13 protein-coding genes are annotated in these 17,690 nt (G+C 59.2%); 7 read left to right on the top strand and 6 right to left on the bottom strand.

Going from position 1 to position 17,690, the window contains the following annotated elements; translation table 11 throughout:
• Positions 1–294: 294 nt before the first annotated feature.
• The 6 genes from LVY71_RS06840 to LVY71_RS06865 all read right to left on the bottom strand — a co-directional run bounded on the left by LVY71_RS06840 (position 295) and on the right by LVY71_RS06865 (position 7,782).
• Positions 295–735, bottom strand: coding sequence for a phasin family protein (locus LVY71_RS06840; protein ID WP_235099053.1), 441 nt, complete (start codon positions 733–735; stop codon positions 295–297).
• Positions 736–967: 232 nt separating this feature from the next.
• A complete protein-coding gene (locus LVY71_RS06845; RefSeq protein ID WP_235099054.1) occupies positions 968–1,855 on the bottom strand; it encodes a 2-hydroxy-3-oxopropionate reductase in 888 nt (295 codons plus the stop codon).
• A 23-nt stretch (positions 1,856–1,878) separates the two neighbouring features.
• Entirely contained in the window at positions 1,879–2,664 is a 786-nt protein-coding gene (gene hyi, locus LVY71_RS06850) for a hydroxypyruvate isomerase (protein ID WP_235099055.1), read from the bottom strand.
• A gap of 44 nt (positions 2,665–2,708) precedes the next feature.
• On the bottom strand, positions 2,709–4,508 hold the full coding sequence (gcl, locus tag LVY71_RS06855; protein ID WP_235099056.1) for a glyoxylate carboligase: 1,800 nt from the start codon (positions 4,506–4,508) through the stop codon (positions 2,709–2,711).
• A 145-nt stretch (positions 4,509–4,653) separates the two neighbouring features.
• Positions 4,654–5,505: an IclR family transcriptional regulator gene (locus LVY71_RS06860; protein WP_235099057.1), complete on the bottom strand. Its 852-nt coding sequence runs from the start codon at positions 5,503–5,505 to the stop codon at positions 4,654–4,656.
• A gap of 108 nt (positions 5,506–5,613) precedes the next feature.
• Positions 5,614–7,782 carry an acetate--CoA ligase family protein gene (locus LVY71_RS06865; RefSeq protein WP_235099058.1) on the bottom strand — a complete coding sequence of 723 codons (2,169 nt, stop codon included), beginning with the start codon at positions 7,780–7,782 and terminating at the stop codon, positions 5,614–5,616.
• A gap of 356 nt (positions 7,783–8,138) precedes the next feature.
• On the opposite strand from LVY71_RS06865, the gene LVY71_RS06870 reads away from it, so the two are divergent.
• The 7 genes from LVY71_RS06870 to oxlT all read left to right on the top strand — a co-directional run bounded on the left by LVY71_RS06870 (position 8,139) and on the right by oxlT (position 17,677).
• On the top strand, positions 8,139–8,864 hold the full coding sequence (locus LVY71_RS06870) for a GntR family transcriptional regulator (protein WP_235099059.1): 726 nt from the start codon (positions 8,139–8,141) through the stop codon (positions 8,862–8,864).
• Between the two features lie 34 nt (positions 8,865–8,898).
• Positions 8,899–10,641, top strand: a complete 1,743-nt coding sequence (oxc, locus tag LVY71_RS06875; protein ID WP_235099060.1) for an oxalyl-CoA decarboxylase — start codon at positions 8,899–8,901, stop codon at positions 10,639–10,641.
• A gap of 134 nt (positions 10,642–10,775) precedes the next feature.
• On the top strand, positions 10,776–12,056 hold the full coding sequence (frc, locus tag LVY71_RS06880; RefSeq protein WP_235099061.1) for a formyl-CoA transferase: 1,281 nt from the start codon (positions 10,776–10,778) through the stop codon (positions 12,054–12,056).
• An 892-nt stretch (positions 12,057–12,948) separates the two neighbouring features.
• Positions 12,949–13,968 carry a Bug family tripartite tricarboxylate transporter substrate binding protein gene (locus tag LVY71_RS06885; protein WP_235099062.1) on the top strand — a complete coding sequence of 340 codons (1,020 nt, stop codon included), beginning with the start codon at positions 12,949–12,951 and terminating at the stop codon, positions 13,966–13,968.
• A gap of 63 nt (positions 13,969–14,031) precedes the next feature.
• Positions 14,032–14,535: a tripartite tricarboxylate transporter TctB family protein gene (locus LVY71_RS06890; RefSeq protein ID WP_235099063.1), complete on the top strand. Its 504-nt coding sequence runs from the start codon at positions 14,032–14,034 to the stop codon at positions 14,533–14,535.
• Between the two features lie 29 nt (positions 14,536–14,564).
• Positions 14,565–16,076 carry a tripartite tricarboxylate transporter permease gene (locus LVY71_RS06895; protein WP_235099064.1) on the top strand — a complete coding sequence of 504 codons (1,512 nt, stop codon included), beginning with the start codon at positions 14,565–14,567 and terminating at the stop codon, positions 16,074–16,076.
• A 308-nt stretch (positions 16,077–16,384) separates the two neighbouring features.
• Positions 16,385–17,677 (top strand): oxalate/formate MFS antiporter, encoded by a 1,293-nt coding sequence (oxlT, locus tag LVY71_RS06900; protein ID WP_235099065.1) that lies wholly within the window; start codon positions 16,385–16,387, stop codon positions 17,675–17,677.
• The last annotated feature ends 13 nt before the right edge of the window (positions 17,678–17,690 follow it).

Raw genomic sequence — 17,690 nt, forward strand, 5'->3', positions numbered from 1 at the left:
CGACTGACACCATCATCGCCATGATTCCTGTAGTTCTTTTGTTCGCGTTCTTCGCCGGCACCATGATCTGGGCCGACCTTTATTCCAACAAAAAATAACAAGCAGCGGACAGTTCGATCAGGCGGTTTGCCGGAGCTATTTCGATAGCTCCGGCTTTCGCTTTTTGGCGCCTGGGGTGGGCTGTCGATGAGCCGGTGAGTGCGTTGGAGGAAGGCTTCCGCAGGATGCGGATTACAGGGCGGCAACCGCACACCTGGCAGGATCGTGAGAGTTGTCCGATGCAATGCTTTCACATCAGGGGCGGTCTTCCGATGATCCCTTTGCGACGCTCTCGCGGATTTCTGTCAGGCCGGTTTGCATGCGGTCCTGCAGAATCTTTAGTGCCTCCGCCGTCGATTTATTGGCCAATTCGGCAATTTCGCGGGCGTTCTGAACGGTAAAGTCGAAGGCCTTCCTGGCAAATTCAACCTGGCGAGGAATGATTGTGGCTACCCCACCGTCCGGCTTGAAATCCCGAACCATAGTGGACGCCTCGCGGAGCATGCTCTCAAGAACCTCCCGCTGCTTTTCCGCGATCGATTTGGCACCTTCGGACAACGCTCCCGCCGAACTTCCGATGGCTTCGATATTTTTGCGATGGCTCTCAATGACCTTGTCGATCTGGAGCCTTGGCAGGTTGAGATCGGAGCCGAATTTCCGAAGCATCTCGATGAAAGGCGGTGCGGTCACGGCCATGGTCGTTCTCCCGTCTATTGCCAACCGATCAATTCAAGCCGGAAATTCGGAGGCAGCCAAGGGCCAATTTGTCGAATGGTGAATTGATCGAAGCCCCTTCTGGGACGTCGTCGCAAGAACAAGGTATAGATCACGGTGGGACTGCCGAGCCCGCCGTGAACAATTTGATAAGCAGATGATGACCGCCGTGACGTTCCGCTTCGAGGCAATCACATCGTGATTTGTTTCGACGTCAGGCTTTCGCCACCTCGTGGTTGGCCATGGTTTCCAGCGCCTTCACCATGGCGGAGTGATCCCACGCTTTCCCTCCCTGCGCCGTGCACGAGTTAAAGAGCTGCTGTGCCATCGATGTACTCGGCAACGACAGGCCAAGCGCTCGCGCACCCTCCAATGCGAGGTTAAGGTCTTTCTGGTGCAGTTCGATCCGGAAGCCCGGATTGAACGTCCGCTTAATCATGCGCTCGCCATGCAGTTCGAGGATGCGCGAGGTGGCGAGGCCCCCCATGAGCGCCTGACGTACCAGTGCTGGATCTGCACCGGCTTTTGAAGCGAACAACAGGCCTTCGGCGACAGCCTCGATGGTCAGTGCGACGATAATCTGGTTGGCAACCTTTGTGGTCTGTCCGTCGCCGTTGCCGCCGATCAGTGTGATGTTCTTGCCCATCTTCTCGAACAGCGGCTTCACCGCATCGAATGCTTTCTGCGGACCACCCACCATAATGGTCAGCGAGGCCGCCTTGGCACCGACTTCGCCGCCGGAGACCGGGGCATCGAGATAGTCGGCACCGAGCGCGTTGATCTGCTTTGCAAACTCCTTGGTGGCGATGGGCGAGATCGAACTCATGTCGACAACGGTCTTGCCCGTCGACAATCCTTCCGCAACCCCGCCAGCCTTGAACAATACGGACTCGACGTCGGGCGTATCCGGCACCATGACGATGACGACGCTGGATTTTTCGGCGATCTCTTTGCCGGACTTGCATGCAATTGCACCAGCAGCGACAAGATCCTTCGCGGCGGCCGATGTCTCCAGCACATGCAGGCGATGACCCGCGGTTTGCAGGTGACCCGCCATGGGTCGTCCCATGATTCCAAGCCCGATGAAACCGATATCGGTCATTTTTCCTTCCCTTCTTTTTTTAATTACGCGTCGACCGTATGCGGCGCGTACCAGCCGAGACCTTCGATGGTGGTGGTCTTCGGCTTGTATTCGCAGCCGATCCAGCCACGATAGCCGATCTCGTCGAGGGTGCGAAAGAGAAAGGGACAGTTGATTTCGCCGGTACCGGGCTCGCCCCGACCCGGATTGTCGGCCACTTGGATGTGTGCGATGCGGTCGAGATGCTTTTTCATGGTGGAAGCGAGATCGCCCTCCATGATCTGCATGTGATAGATGTCATACTGAATGAAGAGGTTTTCGGAGCCAACTTCGGAAATAATCTGATTGGCCTGTTCGGTTTCGGTGAGGAAGAAACCCGGAATATCGCGGGTGTTGATCGGCTCGATCAGCAGCTTGATGTGCTGTTTGGCGAGGGCATCCGACGCATAGCGGAGATTTTCGACCAGAACGTTACGAAGCTCTAAGGGATCGGCACCTGCCGGCGCAATCCCGGCAAGGCAATTGACCTGACGGCAGTCCAGCGCCTTCGCATACTCGACGGCGCGATGAACGCCGTCGCGAAATTCATCGATGCGATCTGAAAAAATCGCGATGCCCCGCTCGCCTGCGCTCCAGTTGCCGGCGGGCAGATTGTGCAGGACTTGAGTCAGTCCATGCTGCTGCAAACGCTCGCCAAGCACGCCTTTTTCAAAGTCGTAGGGGAACAGATACTCGACCCCGCTGAAGCCTGCGGCCTTGGCTGCCGCGAAGCGATCGAGAAACGGCAACTCGTTGAATAGCATCGTCAGGTTGGCAGCGAATTTCGGCACAGTGGAAATGTCCTCTTCTTGTTGTTCTGCGATGCATGACGGGTTCAGACCGGCAGCAGCTTGCCGCGAGGCGTCTTTTCCGGACCGGTGGGTGTGTCGTCCAACGGAAGGTCCAGCACCTCTTCAAATTCCACAATGTTGTCGATCTCCGTTCCCATCGCGATATTGGTGACACGTTCGAGAATGAATTCGACGACGACGGGAACGCTGTATTCCGCCATCATCTCGCGCGCCGTTGCGAATGCGGCTTGTGCATCATCCGGATGGGTGACACGAATCGCCTTGCAGCCGAGGCCTTCGGAGACTGCGACATGATCGACGCCGTAGACGCCGAGCTCGGGCGCATTGATGTTATCGAACGACAATTGCACGTGGTAATCCATGTCGAAGCCGCGCTGCGCTTGACGGATCAGACCCAGATACGAGTTGTTCACGACGACGTGGATATAGGGCAGCTTGAACTGCGCGCCGACCGCAAGCTCCTCGATCAAGAATTGGAAATCGTAGTCGCCCGAGAGCGCGACGATCTCGCGGCTTGGATCGGCGGCGCGAACGCCAAGTGCTGCGGGGAGGGTCCAGCCCAGCGGCCCGGCCTGACCGGCGTTGATCCAGTTGCGTGGCCTGTAGACGCCCAGGAACTGCGCTCCTGCAATCTGCGAAAGACCGATGACGCTGACATAGCAGGTGTCGCGGCCGAACGCCTTGCTCATCTCCTCATAGACGCGCTGCGGCTTGATCGGCACGTTGTCGAAGTGACTTTTGCGCAGCATCATGCGCTTGCGATCCTGACACGCTGCGGGCCATGCCTGGCGCTCTTTCAACTTGCCAGCCTTGCGCCATTCCTTGGCCACCGTGACGAACAGTTCGAGTGCTGCTTTCGCGTCGGAGACGATGCCGAAATCCGGATTGAACACGCGGCCGATCTGGGTGGGCTCGATGTCGACATGCACGAAGGTACGGCCCTTGGTGTAAGTTTCGACCGAGCCGGTGTGGCGATTGGCCCAGCGGTTGCCGATGCCGAGCACGAAATCGGATTCGAGCATGGTGGCATTGCCGTAGCGGTGGCTGGTTTGAAGGCCGACCATTCCGGCCATCAGGACATGATCGTCCGGGATCGCGCCCCAGCCCATCAGCGTCGGCACCACCGGAACATTGACGATCTCGGCAAACGCCACGAGAAGGTCGGACGCATCGGCATTGATGACGCCCCCGCCGGCGACGATCAGCGGCCGCTCCGCGGCATTGAGCATTTCGAACGCTTTCTCGATCTGTTTGCGCGTAGCAGTCGGCTTGTAGATTGCAAGCGGCTCATAGGTTTCGTCGTCGAACTCGATCTCGGCGAGTTGGACGTCCAACGGCAGGTCGATCAGCACGGGGCCGGGACGACCCGAGCGCATGATGTGGAATGCCTGACTGAAGACGCGCGGCACCAGTGCCGGCTCGCGGACGGTAACCGCCCATTTCGTCACCGGCTTGGCGATGGATTCAATATCGATCGCCTGAAAGTCCTCTTTGTACAGCCGCGCCCGAGGAGCTTGTCCAGTGATGCAGAGGATCGGGATCGAATCCGCGATGGCGGAATACAGACCGGTGATCATGTCGGTACCGGCCGGACCGGAGGTGCCGATGCAGACGCCGATGTTGCCCGCCTTGGCGCGAGTGTAACCTTCGGCCATGTGCGAGGCGCCCTCAACGTGACGCGCTAGAATATGATTGATCGATCCGCGCTTCTTCAGCGCCGAATACAACGGATTTATCGCGGCACCCGGAACGCCGAATGCGCAGACGACGCCTTCCTTTTCCAGAATGCGCACCGCGGCATCGATTGCTCGCATTTTCGCCATGTCAGCCTCCGATTAATGGTTCGGAGCGATCATCACGGTGGGGACGGGTGTTCTCAATGTAAGTGATTTTGTTTTCCGCTTGGCGGAAGCGTCGATAAAATCTACGGTAGAACAGGCGATTAGCCCAACGCCGGGATGAAAGGCGTCAGGAGGTTTTTGCAGCGTCCGGCATCGTCCCGCCGAGCGCATGAGTCATCTCGACCGCAACCTCCTGCACGAATTTTCCGAGCACCGGCAAACGATCGTCGGGAACGCGGGACGCCTTGCCCGATACCGAAATCGCCGCGAGCGGCTCGCTGCGATCGTCGTACACCACGGCGGAGACACAGCGCATGCCGACCTGGGCCTCTTCATCGTCGACCGAATAGCCACGTTCACGAATGTCGTGAAGGGACTTGCACAGATCGCCGGCGCGGACGATGGACTTCGAGGTCAGGCGCGGCATGCCTTCGCGACGAATGATGGCGAATACATCTTCCTCTGTGTAGGTGGAGAGGAACGCTTTCCCGAGTCCCGATGCCACCATTGGCGCGCGGCCGCCGACCTTGGTCACGGAACGCATGATTTCGCGGCTCTCGACACGGGTCAGGATTACCATCGCACCGTCGTCCACGACTGCCAGATTCGCGGTCTCTCGCGTTTGGTCGCGCAACTTGCGCAAATACGGCATCGCTTGTGTCACGAAGTTGCGGCGGCGGGCGAACGTTGCGCCCACTGCGAAACTTTGCGCGCCGATATGCCAGATGGATTGTTCGCGGTCGAACTGCACGAAGCGCCGCTTCTCCAGTGTCGTCAGCAGGCGATGGATGGTCGATGGCGAGAGGCCCGTGCGGATCGCGAGGTCGGTCAGACGATAGCCGTCATCGTCCTCGGCCAGCGTTTCGATCAGCAGCATTGCACGATCGACAGACTGCACGCCGCTATCTTTCGCATCTGTCTCAGGGTCCTGCGCGGAGCGTGGCTCGACGCGCCTTCGGCGGATGGGGTCTTTTTTCATCGCTACCAACTCCCGCGGACGTGGTGAAGGTTGCTTTGCGCCGGCTTGGAGATTCTTTGTCTACAACGAACGAGGGCGCCGCCGGTGAGGGCGGCACCCGTTTATGGATTACAGCAGGCCCGCGCCGCGCGCCCACTTGTACTTCGCGCCGAGCACTTCCACGGGAAGCTCGGTCGAGTAGGCGTAGGCCGGGATGCCGTTCTGGTAGAGATATTCGGCGGCTTCCTCGACCTCGACGTCGCCGGCTAGCGAGGCAACCATCGGCTTGTCGATGCCCTTCGCCTTCATCTCATTCTTCACTTCGACCATATTTTTGGCGAACACCATCGGCGGGGTAACGATAGTGTGCCAGTAGCCGAGGATCAGCGCGTGGATGCGGTCGTCGGTGAGGCCGAGCTTCACGGTGTTGACGTAGGTGATCGGCGGTTCGCCGCCGGTGATGTCCACCGGATTACCAGCCGCGCCGAATGGCGGGATGAACTTGCGGAACGCAGTATCGAGATCCGGCGGCATCGCCATCAGCGATAGGCCATTATCGACAACCGCGTCTGACAGCAGCACGCCGGAGCCGCCTGCACCCGTGATGATGAGCACGTTTTCGCCCTTCGGCGTCGGCAGCACGGGGATGCCGCGCGCGAACTCGAGAAGCTGCCGCAGCGAACGGGCGCGGATCACGCCCGACTGCTTGAGCACATCCTCGTAGATCTTGTCGTTACCGGCAAGCGCGCCGGTGTGCGACGACGCGGCCTTTGCGCCCGCGGAGGTGCGGCCCGCCTTGAGAACGACGACCGGCTTCTTCTTGGAGACGCGCTTGGCGGCTTCCGCGAAGGCGCGGCCGTCCTTCAGATCTTCGCAATGCTGCGCGATGATCGTGGTGTTCGGGTCCTGTTCGAAGAAGGCGAGCAGATCGTCCTCGTCGATGTCCGACTTGTTGCCGAGACCGACGATGGCGGACACGCCCATCTTGGCGGAACGCGAGAAGCCGATGATCGCCATGCCAATGCCGCCGGACTGCGACGACAGCGCCGCCGACCCCTTGACGTCATAGGCGGTGCAGAAGGTCGCGCAGAGATTGGCTGGCGTATAGTAGAAGCCGTAGATATTCGGCCCCATAAGACGCACATTGTACTTCTTACCGATCTCGACGATTTCCTCCTGCAGCGCGGGCTCGTTGGCTTCGGCGAAACCCGACGGGATCAGGACAGCGCCCGGGATTTTCTTCTCGCCGCATTCGGTGAGGGCTGCGGCAACGAGTTTCGCTGGAATCGCGAACACGGCGGTGTCGATAACGCCCGGCACGTCCTTGACGCTTTTGTAAGCCTTGATACCCATGATCTCATCGGCCTTCGGATGGATCGGATAGATCTGGCCTTTATAGCCGCCGTTGATAAGGTTCTTCATCACCGAGTTGCCGATCTTGCCGGCTTCCGCCGAAGCGCCAATCACGGCCACGGCCTTCGGCATCATGATGCGGTTCATCGCGGTGACGATTTCTTCGTTCGAGCGCGGCGCGGGCTTCGGCTTGTAGTCGAAGTCGACGACGATACGCACGTCGGCGGCAATCGCGTCTTTCTTCGTCGCGAAGACCGGGTTCAGGTCCAGTTCGACGATCTCGGGGAAATCGCTGACAAGCTGCGAGACGTTGACGATGATCTCCGCGAGGGCTTCGCGGTTGACAGGATCGCCGCCGCGGACGCCGTTCAGCATTTCGTGGGCCTGGATGCCGTCGAGCATCGACAGCGCATCGGCATTGGTCGCAGGTGCAAGGCGGAAGGTGACGTCCTTCAGCACTTCAACGAGAACGCCGCCGAGGCCAAACGCCACCAGCTTTCCGAACGAGCCGTCGGTAATCGAGCCGACGATGACTTCTGTGCCGCCCAACAACATCTGCTGAACCTGGATGCCTTCGATCTTGGCATCGGCCTTGTATTTCTTGGCGTTCGCCAGAATGGTGTCGTAGGCCTTTTCAGCCTCGGCCGCGGTTTTGACGCCAACGATCACGCCGCCGGCTTCGGTCTTGTGGAGGATGTCGGGGGAGACGATCTTCATCACCACCGGGAAGCCCATACCGGTCGCCAACTTTGCCGCATCCGCAGCGGACTTGGCCACACCTTCCTTCGGAACCGGAATTCCGTAGGCGTCGCAGACCAACTTGCCTTCCGGCGCTGTGAGGCTGTTGCGCTTGTCCGCCTTCACCGTATCCAGAATTTTCCGGACTTCGGCTTTTGCCTGCTGTCCGAAATCAACTTTACGGGCTGCGTCTTGTGAATGAGCCATTGTTTCCTCCTGTCGCGTCCATTTTTTGAAAACCTGGATAGCGCACGGGTCGTGGGACGGTCGTTCCCGAGCGCTTCAATTCCACGTCCTGGTATCTCCAACACGAAACCGCTTACGGATTCCGCTCGGGCGAGCGCCGGATCAAGCCAGCTGTCACCGCCAAATGACGTCGGCGGCAACAATATGATCTCAACGACCTATTTTGGTATTTGGTATGCCAAGAACAAACTTGTCAAGCGCGTTCATTGGGCTCTCCGACGGCCAGCGGGCCAACTTGACACTTTGGCATCTGGTATGCCAAGAACATTAAAAGCAACCCCGTGGTATACAGCCCTCATCAGAGAGGGAGATGATTCATGGCGACCCAGAAAATTTCGAAGGCACCGTTGACCGATCAGGACATTGCCATCGTGCGTATCGCGCCGGAGGCGAGCTTCAAGAACAAGGCTTACGATGCCTTGAAAGAAGCTATCCTGAAAATGGACATCTACGCCTCGCCGGAACCGGTCATGCTCGACGAGCGGGCACTGTCCGAACATCTTGGTGTCAGTCGCACGCCGATCCGCGAAGCGATCGCGATGCTGGAGCAGGACGGTTTCGTCAAAACGGTTCCACGCCGCGGCATTGTCGTGGTGCGCAAGACCAAGACCGAGATCGTTGACATGATCCGAGCCTGGGCCGCGCTCGAAAGCATGGCTGCGCGTCTCATCACCACGACCGCGCGCAAGAAAGACATTTCGGCGCTGCGCAACTTCTTCAAGGACTTCAACAAGGATCGGCTGCCGCAGGATCACATTGAAGAGTATTCAAAAGCCAACATCGCGTTCCATCAGGCGCTGATTTCGCTGAGCGAGTCGCCGGTGCTGGTCGATATGACCAACGACATCCTCCTCCATGTGCGCGGCTATCGGCAACTGACGATCGGCCGGACGGACCGCACCGCAGTGTCGTTGCCCGAACATCTTGCGATCATCGAGGCGCTGGAGGAGCGCGATACTGAACTTGCCGAGAAACGTGCGCGCGATCACACGCTGGGTCTTGCAACTTACGTGGAAACGCACGGCCAGGAAATCTTTACGTAGACGAACTACAAGAAAAGACATTAGGGAGCCACCGATGCTGACGACAGCGACCAAGCCAGAGACGACGGCTGCGAACGATGCAGAGCAGGAACTGACGGATGGCTTTCATCTGATTATCGATGCGCTCAAGCTGAATGGCCTCAATACCATCTACGGCGTGCCGGGTATTCCGATCACGGATTTTGGCCGTATGGCGCAGGCCGAAGGCATCCGCGTTCTCTCGTTTCGCCACGAACAGAATGCCGGCTACGCGGCTTCCATCGCAGGCTTTCTGACCAAGAAGCCGGGCATCTGTCTCACCGTTTCTGCGCCGGGGTTCCTCAACGGCCTGACCGCGCTCGCCCATGCAACCACCAACTGCTTTCCGATGATCCTGATTTCGGGCTCATCCGAGCGCGAAATCGTCGACTTGCAGCAAGGCGACTACGAGGAAATGGATCAACTGGCCATCGCCAAGCCGCTCTGCAAGGCGGCATTCCGGGTTCTGCATGCGCAGGACATCGGCATCGGCGTCGCACGCGCGATCCGCGCCGCCGTCTCGGGCCGTCCCGGTGGCGTCTATCTCGACCTTCCGGCCAAGCTGTTTGGGCAGGTGATGAATGCGGACGCTGGCAAGAAGTCGCTGGTGAAGGTCATCGATGCAGCGCCTGCGCAAATCCCAGCTCCGGAATCGGTGAAACGCGCGCTGGACGTACTCAAAGCGGCGAAGAAGCCGCTGATCATCCTCGGCAAGGGCGCGGCCTACGCGCAGGCCGACGACGCGATCCGTTCGCTGGTCGAGAAGAGCGGCATTCCGTTCCTGCCGATGAGCATGGGCAAGGGTTTGCTGCCTGACATGCATCCGCAGTGTGCGGGCGCGGCGCGCTCGACAGTGCTGAAGGATTCCGATGTCGTCATGCTGATCGGAGCGCGCCTTAACTGGCTGCTGTCGCACGGCAAAGGCAAGACATGGGGTGACACTCCGAAGAAGTTCATCCAGATCGACATCGAGCCGAAGGAAATGGATTCGAATGTTGAGATCGTGGCGCCTGTGGTCGGCGACATCGGCTCCTGCGTCTCGGCGCTTCTGCAGGGCATGGGTGACAACTGGCCCGCTCCGCCAGCGGAGTGGACCAAATCCGTTCAGGCCAAGCGCGACGACAACGTCGCCAAAATGGCGCCGCGCCTGATGAACAACAACTCGCCGATGGATTACCACGGCGCGCTGGGCGTGCTGCGCACCATCATCAAGGAACGTCCTGACGCGATCCTCGTCAATGAAGGCGCCAACACGCTCGATCTCGCGCGCGGCATCATCGACATGTATCAGCCGCGCAAGCGCATCGACGTCGGCACCTGGGGCATCATGGGCATCGGCATGGGTTATTCCATCGCCGCTGCAATTGAGACCGGCAAGCCGGTGCTGGCTGTCGAGGGCGACAGCGCATTCGGTTTCTCCGGCATGGAAGTGGAAACGATCTGTCGCTACAAGCTGCCGGTCTGCGTGGTGATTTTTAACAATGACGGCATCTATCGCGGCACCGACGTCAACCCTACGGGCGGGCCCGATGTTGCTCCCACCGTTTTCGTCAAGGGCGCGCGCTACGACAGGATGATGGAGGCTTTCGGCGGCGTCGGCGTCAATGCCACGACGCCCGATGAGTTAAAGCGCGCAGTCAACGCGGCAATGGATTCCGGCAAGCCGACGCTTATCAATGCGGTGATTGATCCCGCTGCCGGCAGCGAAAGCGGTCGTATCGGCAACCTCAATCCACAAAGCGTCCTGAAAAAGAAATAAGCGTCCGGCGCCAAGAACCGGATGATCGGTAATAAATCTTAACAAAGACACGGCCGGGACAGTTCGGTCCCGGCGGATTTCAGTCCTCGCACTCGGCGTCAGAAGGCGTCGACACCGATACGGAGTATGACACGATGACACAGGCGCTTAAGGGCGTTCGCATTCTTGACTTCACCCATGTTCAGTCGGGTCCGACTTGCACGCAGCTGCTGGCTTGGTTCGGCGCCGATGTGATCAAGGTGGAGCGTCCGGGCGTCGGTGACATCACCCGCGGCCAGCTTATGGACGTTCCGAACGCGGACAGCCTCTATTTCACGATGCTGAACCATAACAAGCGTTCGATCACGCTCGACACCAAGAACCCGAAGGGCAAGGAAGTCCTCACCGCGCTGATGAAAACATGTGATGTGCTGGTAGAGAATTTCGGTCCCGGCGTACTGGATCGCATGGGCTTTCCCTGGGAGACGATCCAGAAGATCAATCCGAAGCTGATCGTGGCGTCGATCAAGGGCTTCGGCCCCGGTCCCTACGAAGACTGCAAGGTCTATGAGAACGTCGCGCAGTGCACCGGCGGTGCGGCTTCGACCACGGGCTTCCGCGACGGGCTTCCCTTGGTGACGGGCGCGCAGATCGGCGACAGTGGCACGGGCTTGCATCTCGCGCTGGGCATTGTCACAGCGCTCTATCAGCGCACCGTCACTGGCCAGGGCCAGAAGGTTACGGCTGCAATGCAGGACGGCGTGCTCAATCTTGCGCGCGTCAAGCTGCGCGACCAGCAGCGCCTCGCCCACGGTCCGCTCAAGGAATACAGCCAGTTCGGCGAAGGCATTCCGTTCGGCGATGCCGTGCCGCGCGCTGGCAACGATTCAGGCGGCGGTCAGCCGGGGCGTATTCTGAAGTGCAAGGGCTGGGAGACCGACCCCAATGCCTACATCTATTTCATCACCCAGGCTCCGGTCTGGGAAAAGATCTGCGACGTGATCGGTGAACCCGGCTGGAAAACTCACCCGGACTACGCCAAGCCGCCAGCCCGTCTGGCGCGTCTCAATGAGATCTTCGCACGCATCGAACAGTGGACGATGACCAAGACCAAGTTCGAGGCGATGGACATTCTCAACAAGGATGACATTCCCTGCGGACCTATCCTCTCCATGAAGGAACTGGCGGAAGATCAGTCGCTGCGCGCGACCGGCACAATTGTCGAAGTCGATCATCCGGCGCGGGGCAAGTATCTGTCGGTCGGAAACCCGATTAAGCTGTCGGATAGCCCGACCGTGGTGACGCGTTCCCCGCTGCTCGGCGAGCACACCGATGAGATTCTGAAGCAGGTGCTGGGCTATAACGACAACCAGGTTGCCGAGATTCACAACTCGGGCGCTGTGTCCCCGCCGCGTAAAGTCGAAGCGGCGGAGTAAGCCTCCACCAACTGCGAGACTGCAAAGGCCGGCGCATTTTGCCGGCCTTTTCTGTGGTTTCTGAATACCGTCGACTCCCTACAGGCATGTGGGGAAGGTTGGGACATTTCGTCGCGCCAGTGAGCGATATTGCGATGCGATAGAGAAATTGCTGCCATGCGAGATCGTGCGTTGAGTCTGGCATCTGGTATACATAAGCTACTGATGACGCAGCGCAGAACAGGGCGCTAAATTCATTGCTTTTGAAAGGCCTCGCAATGTCCAAGACTGCTTCCATCGGGTTCTCCCCTTCAAACGGGCTGTTTCGTCAGCTGCTTGCTTTTGTTGACAATTTTCTGATGAAGAGCGCGCGGATTTCCGTGCAGAATGGCGATCTGCCGCGGTTCGGACTCTGAGGATTAAACCACTGACAGCTCGCCGTTAAACGCGAGCGTGGTTCTTGATGGTGTTGTGAAAGGCTCCGGTTTTCCGGAGCCTTTTCGCTATGCGGATCCAAAGTTCGATGCCGCAGCGCCAGAGAGCCGCGTCCAGAATAACTCTTGTGTCCTGGCATATCGCATACAACGATGCGTCTCAGGCAGCAGCTGTCGGCTTCTCAATCAGAACAGCGCGCCTTGGGGAGGGACAATGGCTGATACCGTTTGTGCGGTGTCGTTGCTGCCGGACCAGGCATCGACGGATGGCGCGATGGCTATCGGCGCGAACTCCCTGACAATAATTGCGGCTGATCGTCTGAGCGGATTTCGATGCGCTACGATTGAATTTTGGTTGGATATCCCTGGAGGCAGGCGGACGGGCGTCACTAGAACGAGATCCATAAACTGCCCGCAAGGCAGACTTCGAAGTTAAGCCGCCGTTGAGCGGCGTGAAACAACGGGTGGGAGAAAACGCGATGATGTTGTCGTCTAATCGAACGTTAGGTCTTGCACTGGGTGTTGGGGTTGCGGTGGGGGCGGCCTTCACTGCTATTCCCGCCTCGGCGGCGTGGGAGCCGACCCGGCCGGTCGAGATCGTCGTACCCGCAGGCACCGGCGGCGGCGCGGACCAGATGGCGCGCACGATCCAAGGCATCGTTACCAAACATAGCCTGATGAAGCAGCCGCTGGTGGTGGTGAACAAGGCAGGCGGCGCGGGGGGGGAGGGTTTTCTCGACGTCAAGAGTTCGGTCGGAAACCCGCATAAGCTCGTTATTACCCTCTCGAATCTTTTCACCACGCCGTTGGGAACCGGCATTCCTTTCAGCCACAAGGATCTGACGCCCGTCGCGATGATGGCGCTCGATGAATTCATTCTGTGGGTGAATGCGGACAGCCCCTACAAAACTGTGAAGGATTACATCGAGGCCGTGAAGGCGAAGCCCGGTGAATTCAAGATGGGCGGCACCGGCTCGAAGCAGGAAGACCAGATCATCACGGTCGCGATCGAGAAAGCGTCCGGCACCAAGTTCACTTACATCCCTTACCGCGGCGGTGGTGAAGTGGCCGTTCAGCTTGTTGGCAAGCACATCGATTCCACCGTCAACAATCCGATCGAAGCTGTCGCGCAATGGCGCGGCGGCGCCGTCCGCCCGCTCTGCGTGTTCGATGCCAAGCCGCTTCCTTACAAGGACGCGATGGCCGACGGAAAAGCCTGGGGCGATATCCCGACATGCAAGTCGCAAGGGCTGGATGTCGAATATCTGATGCTGCGTGGATTCTTCACGTCGCCAAAAGCGACCAAGGATCAGGTCGACTACTACGTCAACGTGCTCAAGAAAGTACGTGAAACGCCGGAATGGCAGACGCTGATGAAGGACGGCGCCTTCAATCAGACCCTGATGGTCGGTTCCGAATATTCGGCATGGGTCGAGAATGAAGAAAAGCGCCATCAGGCGCTGATGAAGGACGCAGGCTTCCTGGCTGCATCTCAATAACTCGAGTGACCAACCACTGCCGGCGGATTTTTCCGCCGGCAGGATTTCAGCGCGGGAAGAAACATGAGCGGGCATTCTGGAACGGATCAGCGCGGTCCATCGCATCGATGGACGGAACTGGGTGTTGGCGTGTTCTGCATCCTGCTGGGTGCGATCACGATCATCGGCAGTCTCAAGGTCGGAATTGGCTGGGGACCGGAAGGTCCGAAATCCGGATTCTTTCCGTTTTACATCGGCGTCATCATCGTTCTCGCGAGTGCCGTGAATTGCACTCAGCTTTTAATGGAGCAGGATGACGGCCGGCTGTTCTCTGAATGGGGACAGCTTCGCCAGGTTCTTTGCGTTCTCATTCCGACCACGATCTATGCCCTGATCATTCCGTATCTCGGTATCTACGTGTCATCGGTCATTCTCATCGCATTGTTCATGCGATGGCTCGGCAAATATCCGTGGAGCACCACAGCTGCGGTGGCCTTCGGTACACCCGTCGCGATCTACCTGTTCTTCGAAAAATGGTTCCTCATTCCGCTGCCCAAAGGACCATTGGAAGACCTGCTCGGTCTCTAGAATCTCAAGCTGCGGTTGGGAATATCGATATGGAAGAAATTGCAAATCTGTTTCACGGCTTCGCGACGGTGCTGCAGCCGTTCAATATTCTGGTGATGATCATCGGTATCGTCCTCGGTGTGATCATCGGGGTGCTGCCCGGCCTCGGCGGCGCGAATGGCGTGGCGATCCTGCTGCCGCTGACCTTCAGCATGCCGCCGACCTCGGCCATCATCATGCTGTCGTGCATCTACTGGGGTGCGCTGTTTGGCGGCGCGATCACGTCGGTGCTGTTCAATATACCCGGCGAGCCATGGTCCGTGGCCACGACATTCGACGGCCATCCCATGGCGCAGAAGGGTAAGGCAGGCGAGGCGCTTACTGCTGCGTTCACTTCGTCCTTCGTCGGCGCATTGTTCGCCGTGATCATGATCACGCTGGTCGCCCCGCTGGTTGCGAAATTCGCGCTGCAGTTTGGTCCCGCGGAAAAGTTCGCAGTGTTCTTTATCGCATTCTGCAGCTTCATCGGCATGGGCAAGGAGCCGCCATTCAAGACAATTGTCGCGATGATGATCGGGTTCGCGCTCGCCTCGGTGGGGCTGGACAGCATCACTGGACAATTGCGGCTGACCTTCGGTTTCACCGAGATGCTCAATGGCTTCGATTTCCTGATCGCGGTCATCGGCCTGTTCGGAATCGGCGAAATCCTTCTCACCATGGAAGAGGGGCTCAACTTCAGAGGCAAGCCCGCCAAGATCAATGTGAAGGTCGTGTGGGAGACGTGGAAGGAGCTTCCGCGCTACTGGGCGACGTCGTTGCGGTCGTGCCTGATCGGCGTGTGGATGGGCGTTTCCCCGGCCGGCGCAACGCCCGCGTCCTTCATGAGCTATGGCATTGCCAAGCGCATGTCGAAACACGGCAAGAATTTCGGCAAGGGCGAGATTGAGGGTGTGGTGGCGCCTGAAACCGCCGCGCATGCGGCGGGCACTGCTGCCTTGCTGCCGATGCTGTCGCTTGGTGTACCGGGATCGCCGACGGCTGCGGTGCTGCTGGGCGGCTTGCTGATCTGGGGCCTGCAGCCCGGGCCGCTGCTGTTCGTCGAGCAAAAGGACTTTGTCTGGGGTCTGATCGCCAGCATGTATCTCGGCAATCTCGTCGGACTGCTCGTGGTGCTGACCTGTGTGCCGCTGTTCGCAGCCATCCTGCGCATTCCGTTCAGCATTATCGCGCCGGTCATTCTCGTGCTGTGCGCCATCGGCGCATATACCGTGCACAACAACACCTTCGACGTCGTGATGATGATGGTGTTCGGCGTGGTCGGCTACGTCATGAAGAAGTGCAACTATCCGATGGCACCGCTGGTGCTTGCCATCGTGCTCGGCGACAAGGCGGAGGAAGCGTTCCGGCAATCGCTGCTCGGATCGCAAGGCAGCCTTGGCGTGTTCTTCTCCAACGGTCTTGTCGGATCGATTATGACGCTCGGCCTGATCGCACTGTTCTGGCCAATGATTTCCAACGGTTGGACCTGGCTGTTCTCGCGCACACCGAAGACGGCGTTGTGAGAGTGGAGGAAACGACCGAATCTTCCAGGGGCTAAGCTAGGCAGTTAGTTCAAGCTGCGCGTTCAAGGCATTGGAGGCAGGCATCAACCGCTCTCGCCTTTGCCAGGGGCCAAATAACATGGGCTCCGGCTTCCGCCGGAGCCCTTTTTCTTTGCCGCCTTCCCGGTGGCTCCCCGTTTTTCCGCATCGTGAAAAAAGCGGATACCACCCCACAATACCTCTTGCGAGATGGCATATCGTATACCAGACTGGTGTTCTGGTAGCGCCTGTCGCCAAACTCAACAGAACAGGGCGCCTCGGGAGGAACGATGACTGATGCAGTTCATACGGCGGCTCCGGCGGCCGCACGCGTTAGCGATACCTATCGGTGGGTTCAGTTGGCAATCGGCGTCGGCGCCATGGTCATGATCGCCAACTATCAATACGGCTGGACGTTCTTCGTCCCCGACATTCAGAAAAAATTCAGATGGGATCGCGCGTCGATCCAGTGGGCCTTCACGCTGTTCGTATTGTTCGAGACGTGGCTGGTCCCGGTCGAAGGCTGGTTCGTCGACAAGTACGGCCCGCGTATCGTCGTTCTCGTCGGCGGCATTCTGTGCGCGATAGGCTGGGCCATCAACGCGCAGGCGACATCGCTCAACGGATTCTATCTCGGCATGATCATCGCGGGCATCGGTGCCGGCGGTGTTTACGGCACCTGCGTCGGCAACGCGCTGAAGTGGTTTCCCGACAAGCGCGGCCTCGCGGCGGGCATCACCGCCGCGGGCTTCGGCGCCGGCTCCGCGCTCACGGTCGCGCCGATCCAGGCGATGATCAAGAACGACGGCTTCCAGAACACCTTCCTCTATTTCGGTCTGGGGCAGGGCATCATCATTGTCATTCTGTCGTTCCTGTTGTTCGCGCCGAAGACCGGGCAGGTGCCGCCGCCGGTGGTCAATGCTGCGCTTCAGCAGACGCGGCGCAACTATTTGCCGACCGAAGTCATTCGGCATCCGATTTTCTGGCTGATGTACTTCATGTTCGTCATTGTCGGCGCGGGCGGATTGATGGTCACCGCGAACCTCAAGCCGATTGCCGTCGACTGGAAGGTCGACAGTGTTCCAGTCACGCTGATGGCGATGACGATGACCGCGGTCACCTTCGCCGCGACCATCGATCGTGTGCTCAACGGTCTGACGCGGCCGTTCTTCGGCTGGATCTCCGACATGATCGGCCGCGAGAACACCATGTTCATCGCGTTCGGCATGGAAGGCGTCGGCATCTATCTGTTGTACTTGTGGGGACACGATCCGGTGTGGTTCGTGCTGCTCTCCGGTTTCGTGTTCTTCGCGTGGGGCGAGATCTACTCGCTCTTCCCCTCGACCTGCACCGACACGTTCGGGTCGAAGTTCGCGACCACCAATGCGGGGCTGCTCTACACCGCGAAGGGAACGGCGGCGCTGCTCGTTCCTGCTGCGAACTACATGCAGCAGAGCTCGGGCACCTGGGACACGGTCTTCATCGTGGCGGCGGGTGCCAACATCCTCGCCTCGCTGCTGGCCATCGTGCTGCTGAAGCCGTGGCGCAAGTCGGTCGTCGAAAAATCGATGGCGACGGCCTGACGCCTAACGATTG

Source organism: Bradyrhizobium sp. G127 (genome assembly GCF_021502575.1).
Lineage (GTDB): Bacteria > Pseudomonadota > Alphaproteobacteria > Rhizobiales > Xanthobacteraceae > Afipia.

Coding starts and splice junctions, on each gene's coding strand:
- LVY71_RS06865 (WP_235099058.1), bottom strand. CDS start 7,782: ATGGCTCATTCACAAGACGCAGCCCGTAAAGTTGATTTCGGACAGCAG.
- LVY71_RS06870 (WP_235099059.1), top strand. CDS start 8,139: ATGGCGACCCAGAAAATTTCGAAGGCACCGTTGACCGATCAGGACATT.
- LVY71_RS06895 (WP_235099064.1), top strand. CDS start 14,565: ATGGAAGAAATTGCAAATCTGTTTCACGGCTTCGCGACGGTGCTGCAG.
- LVY71_RS06885 (WP_235099062.1), top strand. CDS start 12,949: ATGATGTTGTCGTCTAATCGAACGTTAGGTCTTGCACTGGGTGTTGGG.
- LVY71_RS06845 (WP_235099054.1), bottom strand. CDS start 1,855: ATGACCGATATCGGTTTCATCGGGCTTGGAATCATGGGACGACCCATG.
- oxlT (WP_235099065.1), top strand. CDS start 16,385: ATGACTGATGCAGTTCATACGGCGGCTCCGGCGGCCGCACGCGTTAGC.
- LVY71_RS06840 (WP_235099053.1), bottom strand. CDS start 735: ATGGCCGTGACCGCACCGCCTTTCATCGAGATGCTTCGGAAATTCGGC.
- LVY71_RS06890 (WP_235099063.1), top strand. CDS start 14,032: ATGAGCGGGCATTCTGGAACGGATCAGCGCGGTCCATCGCATCGATGG.
- gcl (WP_235099056.1), bottom strand. CDS start 4,508: ATGGCGAAAATGCGAGCAATCGATGCCGCGGTGCGCATTCTGGAAAAG.
- frc (WP_235099061.1), top strand. CDS start 10,776: ATGACACAGGCGCTTAAGGGCGTTCGCATTCTTGACTTCACCCATGTT.
- LVY71_RS06860 (WP_235099057.1), bottom strand. CDS start 5,505: ATGAAAAAAGACCCCATCCGCCGAAGGCGCGTCGAGCCACGCTCCGCG.
- oxc (WP_235099060.1), top strand. CDS start 8,899: ATGCTGACGACAGCGACCAAGCCAGAGACGACGGCTGCGAACGATGCA.